The sequence below is a fragment of the Brevundimonas sp. SGAir0440 genome (assembly GCF_005484585.1).
Lineage (GTDB): Bacteria > Pseudomonadota > Alphaproteobacteria > Caulobacterales > Caulobacteraceae > Brevundimonas.
Window position 1 is genome coordinate 2,775,397 of record NZ_CP039435.1, and the last position, 12,478, is coordinate 2,787,874.

11 protein-coding genes and 1 tRNA gene are annotated in these 12,478 nt (G+C 67.5%); 8 read left to right on the forward strand and 4 right to left on the reverse strand.

The features are described 5' to 3' along the window. Positions 1–107: 107 nt before the first annotated feature. Positions 108–464: an aspartate 1-decarboxylase gene (gene panD / locus E7T10_RS13615; RefSeq protein WP_137722218.1), complete on the forward strand. Its 357-nt coding sequence runs from the start codon at positions 108–110 to the stop codon at positions 462–464. 72 nt (positions 465–536) lie between these two features. Here the strand turns inward: panD and E7T10_RS13620 are convergent, their stop codons facing one another. Beyond that, complete coding sequence (locus E7T10_RS13620) at positions 537–1,331, reverse strand: SIMPL domain-containing protein (RefSeq protein ID WP_137722219.1); 795 nt, start codon at positions 1,329–1,331, stop codon at positions 537–539. A 213-nt stretch (positions 1,332–1,544) separates the two neighbouring features. Here E7T10_RS13620 and E7T10_RS13625 point away from each other — a divergent pair. Together E7T10_RS13625 and E7T10_RS13630 are read left to right on the forward strand one after the other, a co-directional pair. Continuing rightward, a tRNA-Ile gene (locus E7T10_RS13625) sits at positions 1,545–1,620 on the forward strand. A gap of 52 nt (positions 1,621–1,672) precedes the next feature. After that, entirely contained in the window at positions 1,673–2,350 is a 678-nt protein-coding gene (locus E7T10_RS13630; RefSeq protein WP_137722220.1) for a hypothetical protein, read from the forward strand. A gap of 62 nt (positions 2,351–2,412) precedes the next feature. Here the strand turns inward: E7T10_RS13630 and E7T10_RS13635 are convergent, their stop codons facing one another. Together E7T10_RS13635 and E7T10_RS13640 are read right to left on the reverse strand one after the other, a co-directional pair. Next, on the reverse strand, positions 2,413–5,715 hold the full coding sequence (locus tag E7T10_RS13635; RefSeq protein WP_137722221.1) for a S8 family serine peptidase: 3,303 nt from the start codon (positions 5,713–5,715) through the stop codon (positions 2,413–2,415). A gap of 208 nt (positions 5,716–5,923) precedes the next feature. After that, positions 5,924–6,421, reverse strand: a complete 498-nt coding sequence (locus tag E7T10_RS13640) for a hypothetical protein (RefSeq protein ID WP_137722222.1) — start codon at positions 6,419–6,421, stop codon at positions 5,924–5,926. 143 nt (positions 6,422–6,564) lie between these two features. Between E7T10_RS13640 and E7T10_RS13645 the strand changes: the two genes are divergently transcribed. From E7T10_RS13645 to E7T10_RS13665, 5 genes are all read left to right on the forward strand, one after another. Continuing rightward, on the forward strand, positions 6,565–7,062 hold the full coding sequence (locus tag E7T10_RS13645) for a GAF domain-containing protein (RefSeq protein ID WP_137722223.1): 498 nt from the start codon (positions 6,565–6,567) through the stop codon (positions 7,060–7,062). Between the two features lie 60 nt (positions 7,063–7,122). Continuing rightward, the gene (locus E7T10_RS13650; protein WP_137722224.1) at positions 7,123–7,800 is read left to right on the forward strand and encodes an SDR family NAD(P)-dependent oxidoreductase; all 678 of its coding nucleotides are present in this window, start codon (positions 7,123–7,125) and stop codon (positions 7,798–7,800) included. After that, positions 7,800–8,636 (forward strand): CoA ester lyase, encoded by an 837-nt coding sequence (locus E7T10_RS13655; RefSeq protein ID WP_137722225.1) that lies wholly within the window; start codon positions 7,800–7,802, stop codon positions 8,634–8,636. The genes E7T10_RS13650 and E7T10_RS13655 overlap by 1 nt, the downstream gene beginning before the upstream one ends. Before the next feature lie 52 nt (positions 8,637–8,688). After that, positions 8,689–10,743, forward strand: a complete 2,055-nt coding sequence (locus tag E7T10_RS13660; protein ID WP_246846036.1) for a capsular polysaccharide biosynthesis protein — start codon at positions 8,689–8,691, stop codon at positions 10,741–10,743. Between the two features lie 74 nt (positions 10,744–10,817). Then, a complete protein-coding gene (locus E7T10_RS13665) occupies positions 10,818–11,972 on the forward strand; it encodes a beta-ketoacyl-ACP synthase III (protein ID WP_137722226.1) in 1,155 nt (384 codons plus the stop codon). Positions 11,973–11,976: 4 nt separating this feature from the next. Here E7T10_RS13665 and E7T10_RS13670 read toward each other — a convergent pair whose 3' ends face one another. After that, on the reverse strand, positions 11,977–12,438 hold the full coding sequence (locus E7T10_RS13670; RefSeq protein ID WP_137722227.1) for a DoxX family protein: 462 nt from the start codon (positions 12,436–12,438) through the stop codon (positions 11,977–11,979). Between the last annotated feature and the right edge of the window lie 40 nt (positions 12,439–12,478).

Sequence of the window (12,478 nt, forward strand, 5' to 3'; positions counted from 1 at the left end):
ATTGCTGCGGCGCAGCGTGCGGATTGATGCGGGGGCCGGAAATCCCTATATGAGCCGCCTGTGAGCGAGGGCCTGCGCCCCGCGTTTTTCTTGCTGGAGACCGCTCGATGCTGGTCACCCTGATGAAGTCGAAGCTGCACCGCGCCACGGTGACCCAGGCCGATCTCGATTACGAGGGATCGATCGCCATCGACATGGACCTGCTGGACGCCGCCGGCATCTATCCGCACGAGCAGGTCGATGTGCTGAACATCACCAACGGCGCGCGCTTCACCACCTATGCGATCGAGGCGCCGCGCGGCTCCAAGGTCATCGGCGTCAACGGCGCCGCTGCCCGACTGGTGCAGAAGAACGACAAGGTGATCGTGGTCACCTACGGCCAGTTGCCGCAGGAAGAGGCGCGCCAGTGGAACCCGAACGTGGTCCTGCTGGACGACGCCAATGTGATCAAGACCGCCGGCTAAGACGCTTTACTTCCCAGAATGCAAAAAGGCCCGCCGGCGACGGCGGGCCTTTTCTTCATCCGGTCGATGCGATCAGCGGGCGATGTCGTAGACGCCCGTGATGTCGATCCGCACCGTCAGTTCGCCGGCGGAAACCGGGGTGCTTTCGGCCCGGTCCATCGACACGGCGCGGGCAGCGAACATCGGCATCGGCGGCTGGGGCGCATAGCCGCCGCCCTCGGTCAGGTTGCGGATGCCCGACAGTTGGACGTTCAACGACTGGGCGTACAGTTGGGCCTTGGCCTGCAGGTTGCGCACGGCCAGCTGGCGCGCCTGGTTTTCGGCGGCGGTCGGATCCTTCAGGCCGAAGCTGATGCCGTCGATCTGGTTGACGCCGGCGGCGACCACGGCGTCGGCCGTCGTGCCGACCTTGCTCAGGTCATTGATGACCACCGTCACGCGGTTGACCGCCTGATAGCCGCGCAGCTTGGGCGGTTCGTTCTGGACGTAGTCGTATTGCGCCGACAGGTTCAGACCCGACGTCTGGATGTCGCGTTCGGCCACGCCCGCGCGGCGCAGGGCGGCGACGACGCGCGTCATCTGCGCAGCATTGTCGCGCATGGCTTGCTGAGCCGTGACGGCCTCAGTCTGAACGCCGAAGGTGATGGTGGCCATGTCCGGCGCGGCCTTGACCTCGCCATAGGCCGACAGGTTCAGCGACGGCGCGGGCTGCATCATGTGCATGGCTCCCATCGAGGGTTCAGCGGTCTGAGCCATGGCGCGCGGCGTGGCGGCGGCCAGGAAGGCGGCGGCGGCGACGGCGCCGCCGAAAGCGACGGTCTTCAGCGAAACCGTCTTCAAGGGAGCGGCGGCCAGGGTGCGGGTCATGCAGTCTTCTCCGTAAGCGATCCAGGACCGGCGCGCTCGCCGATCCGTTGCAACGACCTTGGCCGTTCTCGCCTGAACCAACGCCCGCACCCCCTTGGCAGTTTCCGTTCATCTTCGTGAAATCGCCGAAAGGCCGTCTTCTTGACCGCCCCCGCTTGGCAAGCCGCGCCCGCGCCTGCTAGGCGAAACCCCTACCGCCGAGGCGCGCCTTGGGGGCCTGTAGCTCAATGGTTAGAGCCGACCGCTCATAACGGTCTGGTTGGGGGTTCGAGTCCCTCCGGGCCTACCACACCCATATCGCGCGACCTTGACAGATCAGTCGGTCGTGAACGTGATGGCCTATGGCGATCTCTTTACGGTCTGTGGAGCTTGTGGCGCTGATTGCGCTGGGTCAGGCGTCGGGCGCTCAGGCTCAGTCCGAGCAGGCCGATCGGCACAGCATCGATCAAGCCTATGCGATTGTGGATTTCCAGACGTTGCGCAGCGGTCGTGAAATTGCGCAAGCCCTCCAGCGCCATCTCGATCGCCAGCCGATGCAAGTGACCTATCGTCAGCTGAGCATGGCCGATGCGCCGCGGTCGCCCGGGCGCTTCAGCCTGGTCGATCCGACAGCGCAGAGCGCCTTTGGCTTGCAAGGGCCGGCGACACGCGCGCCGGCCGGGTGGCTGAGCGCGCCGCGAACGGTGGTGTGCACGGGCGCGAGTTGGCGCGCCGAGGCGGTTCAGTCTGTGCAGGCGCGGATCGAGCAGCACTACACACTGTGCCTGTTTCCCTATCGCGATGGGCGGCGTCGGGGGCACCAGTTGAACGTCTATGCCTCGACCCTGCTGGAGGGCGATCCGGCGATACCCGTTCGACGCTCCAATGAAGCGGAAAGCCCGGCCGCCTTCATTCGCGGCACCATGGAGGCGGTGGAGCGGGTGACGGGACGCAGGGGTGTCTGGATCGAAAACCGCACGGCCGAGCGGGATCGACCGTTTACCCAGGACAACGACGCCCTGTCCGCCCAGACGAACTAGGCCCAAACAGCAACGGCCCCGATCGAAGATCGGGGCCGCCGCCGTCTTATCCTGCGGTCAGATCAGAACTTGACGCTGAACCGGCCATAGATGCGGTTATCGCGATACTCGTCCTTATAGAGGCCGGTATAGCCCAGCTCGATCGCGGTGCGTTCGGTCGCCTGGATGTTGAAGCCCAGGCCGCCCGAGATCACGTCGTCGCCAGGATTGGCTCCATCGATCAGGAAGCGCGGACCGTCGGCGAAGGCGGCGTCGAAGACCGGCCCGTCCCCGTTCAGGTCGTGGGTATAGGCCAGGTGGGTCACGGCCGACAGACGCGCACGCCCCTCGCCACCCGCCAGCACGGTGCGGGTGCGGAAGCCGGCGGTCAGCAGATCGGCCTTTTGCTTCACATTGCCCGACAGCGCGGCGTCGCCGCCCGTCTCAACGACGTCGGCGTCGTATTCGACGTGGCTGTAGCCGGCGTAGGGCTCGAACATCGTGCCGCCCACAGCGCGGCTCCACGCCACCTCGCCATAGGCCTGCCAGACGTCGCCGTCGTAGTCGCCGACCAGGGCGTTGGTGAAGGCGTTCAGCTGGGCCGTACGATCCGTGCGGACATCGGCGCTGGCCCACGATCCGCCGACGCGGAGCTGGAAGTCGCCGACGCCGGCGCCGCCATAGACGCCGATCTGCTCGCTGGTGACCCGGCCGGTCGAGCTGAGACGCGGCGAGCGGAGTTCCGAGCGGGTTTCGCCCAGCGCCACGCCGACATGGACGTCGTTTGCCAACGCCTTTTCGGCCCCGACCAGATAGCCGGAGGCTTCGTTGCGGAAGCCCGCGAGGCCGTCATGCGCCGAGCCCCGGCCGTTGCCGAAGACGCCGCTGCCCCAGACCGACACGCCGTTGCCGACGTAGGTGGCCGCGCCGCCCTGGCTGCGTCCGCGCTCGGACATGGCGTCGCGGATGACGCGGGCATCCGAAACAGCCAGGCCGCCCAGGGTGGCGTGGACCTCGCCCGTCAGGCCGCTGAGCGCGCCCTGAACCGCAGGCACGCTGGCGTCCAGCAGGGTGTTTTCCAGCGACAGATCGCGATTGGTCCCGGTCGCGGTGTTGTTGATCATGACATCCAGCGCGCCGCCGACCGACTGCTGATTGTCCGTGCGGCCCAGCGAAGCCACGGTCACGTCGTTGCGCCGCACCGTCAGGACCACGCCGTTGGTCGAATAGGTCAGCACCGGGGCCAGGAAGGCCAGATCGCTCTGGGCGCCGCTGAACGTGCCCGTCACCGCACCGGTCGAGTTGATGATGTTCATCCGCGTGCGCAGATTCCATTCACCATTGTCGGCCTTCAGGATCACCTGGCCGCCGTCGATCTTGGTCGTGCCGCCCACGTTCAGGCGAGAATAGGCCGCGCCGTTCACGCTGGAGCGAATCCACAGGAAGGAGCCCGGCTTGAAGTTCAGGTTGCCGGCGACCGTCAGGGTTCCGAACGGATTGACGCCGTCGCCGGGCGACACCACGCCGCCGCTTTCCGCCGTCAGGTTCGCCAGACGACCGGTGCCGCCGATCATGCCGACGCCGCCGACGGTGGCGCTGGATCGCAGCAGGCTGCCGTTGACCGTCAGAAGGCCGCCCTCGACCCGGGTCGGGCCGCTGTAGTCGTTGGCGCCCGTCAGGATCAGCTGACCGCCGCCCTTCTTGACCAGACCGCCGATGTCATTGCCGAAGCTGGCCTTGACCTCGGCCGAATAGCGGTCGCGCGCATCGCCGATATTGTTGCTCCAGATATCAACCGTGCCCACGGCGACGGTGACGTCGCGGGTGTCGCGCAGCGCCGTCGGTCCGCGCAGGGCCACGTCCATCTGCGGCGCCCCCCAGCCCGAGCGCAGATCGACGCCGGGCGTGTCCAGATCCTTGGAGCTGGATACCAGAATGTCCGAGATCAGCGCCGTCGAATATTCGGGGAAGTTTTCCATCAGCAGGGCCGCGAAGCCCGAGATGTTCGGCGCCGCCATCGACGTGCCGGTATAGGCCGCATAACCGCCGCCCGTATATTTGATGTACTGGTTCAGCACGCGCTGAAGCTCGTCATTGGCGTACTGCAAAACCGCGCCGGAGAAGGCCGGGGTCAGCAGCGCCATGTTGTTGGTCGAGGTCAGTAGCCCTGCCAGAACGGAGGTGAAGCCGTCCGGATCACCCAGCCGCGCCCCCGAAACCAAGGTGATGGCGGCCGCCTGACGTCCGACTTCGCGGCGCCATGCGTCTTCATTGTAGGTCGGGCCACCAGCGGCGCGAGCGGCCAAATAGGCGTTTAGAACGCCGATGAACTGGTTCACCGACGCGGTTTGAAGGGCGGTAACCGTAGTCGCGGAATACAGGCTGGCGTAGTTGGCGCGCGGATAGAGGGCCAGGATGCCCGCCCGGTCCATCGTATAAGCGGGCACCGACGAGACGACGGCCGAACCCGGTCCAGCGACGCACCAGGTCGCCGTCTGACCGCAGAAGCTGGTCGAGGGGTCGGCGGCGGTGAAGCTGGAATAGTTGGCGACCGACAGCCAGTTGGAGCGCAGGCGCGGATCATTCAGCGGTGCGGCCGCATCGATCCCGGCGTGGACGCCATAGCCGTTGCCGGCCGAGAAGACGACCAGAACGTCCTTGTCCAAAACCGGTTTGTAGAAGTCGCCGTAGTTGCGATTGAACGACGCCAGCACGGTCGGCAGCGAGGCGTTGAACGGCAGGGAGTTGCCGCTGCCCCAGCTGTTGTTGATGATGCGCACCTGGCCGGTATTGGCCAGGTCGACGATGTTCTGGTTCTGGGTGGCGACGATCTTTCCGTCGATGATCGCGTCCTTGTACCAAAGGAAGTCACCGGCCGAGAAGTTGGCGGTGGCGGCGTAAAGCTTGGCGTTGAAGGCGTTGCCGAACATCGGCTGGCCCGCCACGCGATCGCCGGCGATGGTGCCGGACACGTGGGTGCCGTGACCTTCCCACTGGCGACGCGGATTGATCATGCCGTCGTTGCCATAGCCGGCGACCGCCTGGCTGCGCAGGCCTGTCACCTTGCCCGCCGATCCGAACAGGGGGTGGGCCATGTAAACGCCGGCGTCATTGACCCCCACGGTCTGTCCGCGCCCGCTCAGGCCCATGGCGTAGGCGTGTTCCAGCCCCAAGAAGCCCTTGGAATAATCGACCGCGAACTGGCTGTCCGCGCGCCAGGACGCGATGGCCGTTTGATAGTTCGTCGTGCGCGTGCCGTTGGCCATGTAAAAGCCGCCGGCCGGGGCCGTGGGCGCCGGAGCGGTCTGCGCCGCCGCCGTCGTGCCCACCATGATCGCGACGCCCGCCGCTGCGGCCAGCAGACCGCCCTTGAAACTGAAACTCAAAACCTACCCCCTGCGGCCTGCGGCCGACGACACTACTGCGCCCCCGCGACGCAACTCCGACGCACAAATCGAAGGTGTTTCGCGTTGTCGTCAACCACATTTTAGCCTTGGGACGTTTCGTCCCAGCCGGATTGTTTGGGATAAACCAATCCCTTGCGCTCAAGCTTGAGGCGCCGGGCGCGCCTTCGGCAGGTGGCGTGGCGCGTGATTACCGCACGCAGATGCGCGCGCGGTCGTTGATCCAGCAGTCGCCGTCCAGGCGCACGGTCCCCAGGCGATCGCCGGCCTTGTTGTCGTCGGGGTCGGCGTTCCAGGTGGCGTCGGCCGAGCCGTCGGCCATGAGGACGACGACGGCGAAATGGGAGTTCTTGGGCTTGCCCTCGGACCAGGCGTTCATCGTATAGCCGCCGTCGCCGAACGGATAGACGAGGCACGGCTCGTCGAGCAGAACCTTGCCGTCGACCGAGAGATAACAGGACTTGCGCGAGGCCGCCGGCGTCGCTGACGCTGACGACGAGACCGCAGGGTTCGTGTTGATCTTCGCCGGTTCCGGAGGCGGTGCTGTCGGCTCTGGCGCGGAAGGCGCGGGGGCCTGCGTCGCGTCAGCGGGCCCAGGCGCGCCGGCGTCTTGACCGCAGGCGGCCGCGGCGGCCGACAGCATCAGGGCGGCGATCAGGCTGAGCGATCGTGAAGGGGTGGATGTCACGGGAGCCTCCGTCGTTGTCTCCCAGCGCCAACACGGCCGCGCATGGAAGCGTTCCCGGCGAAGCGGCGGCGAATGACGGCGCCCCTCCCCTTCGGGCAAGCGCTCGCCTATATCGCCAGCCTGTCCCGCTCCGGAGGTTTTCCATGGCCTATGTCGCCCGCAACGATCGTCCCGCCGACAAGGCGGCGCGCTATCTGGAGGTCGAGGCGGAAGTCCTGGCTGTGCTGGACGGCGAGCCGAATGTAACGGCGCGAATGGCGACGGTGGCGTCGATGCTGGCGGATGCGTTCGAGCACTATTTCTGGACCGGCTTCTATGTCGTGGCGCCGGACAAGGCGGACGAGCTGGTGGTCGGGCCCTATCAGGGCACGCTGGGGTGCCTGCGCATTGCGTTCGGGCGCGGAGTATGCGGCGCGGCGGCGGCCACGGGCCAGACCCAGTTGGTCGAGGACGTGCATGTCTTCCCCGGCCACATCGCCTGCGACAGCCGTTCGGCCAGCGAGATCGTGGTGCCCGTGCGCGACGCTTCGGGCGCGCTGATCGCGGTGTTCGACGTGGATGCGACGACGCCGGCCGCCTTCGATACGGACGATCAGGAGGCGCTGGAGCGGTTGATGGCGAAGGTGTTCGCCGACGCTTGATCGGGGCCGGTTGATCCGGCCGCAGCCGGCTCTATGGTCCCCGGCGACATGGAGGATCGGATGACGCAGCGAACAGTCGCAATCACGGGCGGACACGGCGTCCTGGGCCGGGCGGTGCTGGAGGCGGCGCTGAAAGCCGGCTGGCAGGTCGCGGTCATCGACCATGCCGAGGGCCATACCGTGCCCGACGGCGTGCTGGAGGTCGGCGGGGTCGATCTGACGGACTCCGGCCAGGCGCAGAAGGCCGTCGACGCCGTGATCGCGCGGTTCGGGCGGCTGGACGCCCTGCTGAACATCGCCGGCGGCTTCGTCTGGCAGACGACCGACGATGCGGAACCGGCCTGGGACCGAATGCATGCGCTGAACGTCACGACCGCCGTCAACGCCAGTCGCGCGGCGCTGGATGCGCTGAAGGCCTCGCCCGAGGGTCGGATCGTCAATGTCGGCTCGGCCGCCGCGCTGAAGGCCGGCGCGGGCATGGGGGCATACGGCGCGGCCAAGGCCGGAGTCCACGCCCTGACCCAGGCGCTGGCCGAGGAGCTGAAGACGACAAACGTGACGGTCAACGCCGTCCTGCCCTCCATCATCGACACGCCGACGAACCGCAAGGACATGCCCGACGCCGACCCGACGGCCTGGGTCGCGCCGGCCGATCTGGCGGCGGTGATCCTGTTCCTGGCCTCGCCCGAGAGCCGAGCCATGACCGGCGCCCTGGTGCCCGTGACAGGCCGCGTCTGATGCGCAGCGACCGGGTCCGCAGCGTCCTTTATCTGCCCGCCTCCAACGCGCGGGCGATCGAGAAGGCGCGGACGCTGGATTGCGATGTCGCCGTGCTGGACCTGGAAGACGCCGTGGTGCCCGAGGCCAAGGCTGACGCCCGCGACGCCGCCGTCGCGGCGGTTCGGGCTGGCGGGTTCGGGCCGCGCCTTGGCGTGCGGATCAATGGGCTGGACACCGACTGGGGGCTGGACGACCTGGCGGCGATGAAGGCGTCGGGGGCCACGCTGGTCGTTGCGCCCAAGGTCGAGACGCCCGAGGCCGTGCACGCCCTGTCCGCCGGCCTGGCCAGGGGCTGCGCCCTGTGGGCCATGATCGAGACGCCGCGCGCGCTGATGGCCCTGGCCGACATCGCGACGGCGGACGGGGCGCTGGACGGGCTGATGCTGGGGGTCAACGACCTGGCCAAGGCGCTGGGGACCGGGGCGTCGCCGGATCGCGAGCCGTTCAAGCCGTGGCTGGCGATGTTGGTCGCCGCCGCGCGGGCCAATGGCTTGCTGGCCATCGACGGGGTGTTCAACCGGATCGAGGATGCCGAAGGCCTGGCGGCCGAGGCACTACAGGGGCGACTGTACGGGTTCGACGGCAAGAGCCTGATCCACCCGTCGCAGATCGCGGCCGCCAACGCCGCCTTCTCGCCGTCCGATGCCGAGATCGCCGATGCGCAAGCGATCGTCGCCGCCTTCGACGCGCCTGACGCCGAGGGGCGGGGCGCGATCCGCGTGAACGGGGCGATGGTCGAACGGCTGCATCTGGAGCAGGCGAAGGCCTTGCTGGCGCGGGCGGATCGGGCCTAGTCGCGCTGACGCAACCGCCGTAAAGCTCGCGTCGAACCTCAGCGGACCCGCCTTGCCCCTACCCTCCGACACGCCTTCGAAAATCCCGGCCTGGGTCTGTGCGCCCGGCGTGCTGAAGGTGCCTTTCCTGGACGTGTTTCTGGCCGACTACGACCTGCGTCGCCTGCCGGGGGAGGACGTGCAGGCGGTGCTGGGCTGGGGGATGAAACCGACGGCGGCGGCGGGGCGACGGTGGGCCGAGAGGAACGGGCGGGCCTATGTGGCGCTGGAGGACGGGTTTTTGCGTTCGGTCGGCATCGGTGAGGCGGGTGCGACGAGCCTCAGCCTGATCGTCGACGATCTGGGCGTCTATTATGATGCGACGCGGGTCAGCCGGCTGGAGCAACTGATCCAGACGGCCGACGAGTGGTGCGATGCGGCCATGATCGCGCGGGCGCGCGGGCTGATTGACCGGATCGTGGCGTCGGGCGTGTCCAAGACCAATATGGGCGGGCCGCTGGATTCGGGCCTGCTGAAGCCCGGCCGGCGTGTGCTGATCGTGGACCAGACGTTCGGCGACGCGTCGATCGCCTGTGGCCTCGCCACGGCTCAGAGCTTTGACGAGATGATCGCCGCCGCCCGGCGCGACGAACCGGATGCCCAGCTGATCGTCAAACGCCACCCGGCGGTAGCGGCGGGCAAGAAGCGCGGCTGCGTGACGGACCTGGCCGGCGTCACCCTGGTCGATACGGATGTACGGGCCGCCGACCTTCTGGCGGCGGTGGATGCGGTCTATTGCGTGACCTCGGCCCTGGGGTTCGAGGCCCTGTTACGCGGGCTGCCGGTGCGGTGTTTCGGGGCGCCCTTCTATTCCGGCTGGGGCCTGACGACCGATGCGGTCCAGACGGGACGGCGCGACGTCGCGCGGTCGATCGAACAAGTCGCGGCGGCCGCCCTAATCGCCTACAGCCGCTATGTCGATCCGGTGACGGGCGACAGGTGCGAGGCCGAACAGGCGCTGGAGCGGCTGATCGCCCTGCGCGACCGGGCCGACCGACTGGCGGGTTCGTGGTCGGCGGTGGGGTTCGCGCCGGCCAAGCGTCCGCCGGTGCGTCGCCTGCTGAACTCGCCCAAGGCGTCGATGCGATATTTCATGTCGCCGTCGCGCTCCGCCGCCCACGCGAAGGCGACCGATGGGCGGCTGATTTGGTGGGCGGGCAAGGAGAGCGAGGCGACGCGTCAGGCGGCGGCGGCTTTTAGCGGCCCGACCGTGCGGATGGAGGACGGCTTCATCCGTTCGCGGGGCCTGGGGTCCGATTTCGTCGGCGCCCTGTCGGTCGCCCTGGACGATCAGGGGGTCTATTATGATCCGTCGCGGCCCTCGCGGCTGGAGACCCTGATCGAGACCTCGGACCTGTCGCCGATGCAGTTGGCGCGGGCCGCCGCCCTGCGGACGCGCGTGGTCGATGCCGGTCTGTCGAAATACAATCTGAGGGGTCAGGCGCCGACGGACTGGCCCGTTGATCGCGACATCCTGCTGGTCGTCGGCCAGGTCGAGAACGACAAGTCGATCCTGCTGGGCTGTGCGCCGGATCTTAACACCAATTCGGCCCTGGTGGAGGCGGCGCGGCGCGATCATCCGGACGCCTTCCTGGTCTATCGCAATCACCCCGATGTGCTGGCGGGCAACCGGCCGGGGCGGTTGGACGCCGGGGCCATGGCTTCGGTCGACGCCGTGGGCGACGGGCTGGATATCGTGGACTGTCTGAACGCCTGTCGCCGGGTGGCGACCCTGACCTCCCTGACGGGCTTCGAGGCCCTGATGCGGGGCAAGGCGGTGTCGGTCTATGGCCGGCCCTTCTATGCCGGATGGGGACTGACCGACGACCGGCTGACGTTTGAGCGCCGCAGCCGCCGCGCCGGCGTCGATCACCTGGTCCACGCCGCCCTGATCGCCTATCCCCTGTATGTCACGCCCGAGGGCTGGCCCTGCGAGGCCGAGGATCTGGTGGACCGGCTGATCGCCGCGCGCGACCAGCCCACGCCCAAGGCGCCGCGCGGTCAGGTGCAGCGCTGGGCCGCCGGGATCATCGCCAGTCTCGACCGCAGGTCGCCGCCGTCCTATTGACGCGTTCTGATAGGAAACGGACTGTCCTCAAGCAGCGAGGCCCCAAGGGCCGAGCGATAGGAACAAAAACCAAAGTGACCCACGCCGTCATCGCCTCAACCGGCCTCTTCACCCCCGAACAATCGGTCTCCAACGCCGAACTGGTCGACAGCTACAACACCTGGGCCGACGGCTGGAACGCCCGCCACGCCGCCCAGATCGAGGCCGGCGAGCTGGAGGCCAAGTCGCACTCCTCGCCCGAGTTCATCGAGAAGGCGTCGGGCATCAAGAGCCGGTTCGTGCTGGACAAGGCCGGGATCATCGACCCCGAGCGGATGGCGCCGAACCTGGCCGAACGCTCAAACGACGAAATCTCGATCCTGGCCGAGATGGCGGTCAAGGCGGCGCGTCAAGCGATCGAGGCGTGGGGCAAGCCGGTCAGCGAGATCGGAGCCGTCCTTTGCGCCGCCTCGAACATGCAGCGCGCCTATCCGGCCATGGCGATCGAGGTTCAGCAGGCCCTGGGCATCGAGGGCTTCGCCTTCGACATGAATGTGGCGTGCAGCTCGGCGACCTTCGGCATCAAGACGGCGGCGGACTTCATCGCCGGCGGCTCGGTCAAGGCGGTGCTGATGGTCAATCCGGAGGTCTGTTCGGCCCACCTGAACTTCACCGATCGCGACAGCCATTTCATCTTCGGCGATGTGGCGACGGCGGTGATCGTGGAGTCGTCGGATACGGCGGGACCGGGCGGCTGGGACGTCCTGGGCACGCGGCTGAAGACGACCTTCTCCAACAACATCCGCAACAACTTCGGCTTCTTGAACCGCAACGCGCGCGACACCGCACATCTGGACAGCCCCGAAGCCGACGACAGCGTCCAGAACGACAAGCTGTTCATCCAGCAGGGCCGCAAGGTCTTCCGCGACGTGGTGCCGATGGTGTCGGACATGATCGTGGATCACGCCGGCGAACTGGGCCTGGATCCGCACGAGCTAAAGCGGCTTTGGCTGCACCAGGCCAACATCAACATGAACACGATGATCGGCAAGAAGGTGCTGGGTCGCGAACCCTCGGCGGATGAGAACGTCATCATCCTGGACGAATACGCCAACACCTCCTCGGCCGGGTCGATCATCGCCTTCCACCTGCACAACGACGGGTTCGAGGCGGGCGATACGGGCCTGATCTGCAGCTTCGGCGCCGGCTATTCGGCCGGGACGGTGTTCGTCAGGAAGCGCGCCGCCTGAAGCCCTAAAGCCGGGGCAGGAACAGGACGAAGTCCAGGCTCCACAGCCCCGGTCCATTGGCGATCAGCCAGATCAGGATGACCATCAGCAAGGTCTCGGGCAGGTCGAAATAGCTGGAGAGGCGATAGCCGAGGCTGGTCCCCTCCACCGACTTTGACGCCACGGTCACCAGGGCGACCAGGCTGATGATCAGCAGCACCAAGGCCGCCAGGCTGGTGAACAGGCCCATGATGAGCAGGGCGCCAAAGGCGAACTCGCACACCGAAACGAAGTTCGCGGTCTGGCGAGGGGCGGCGATGCCGGCCTCGACCATCGTCTTGCTCATCTTCTCGGCCTGGGCCGGGGTGAACAGCTTGTAGAAGCCGGACAGGAAAAACATTCCTCCGACCACGACCCGCGCGATCAAGGGCGCGACGTCCATCAGGGCCGGAACGCCAAGGCCGAGGCCGCGATAGAGGTCGATCATGGGGCGAAGGCTCCGCTTGGAATGGCGAAGCCTTCAATGC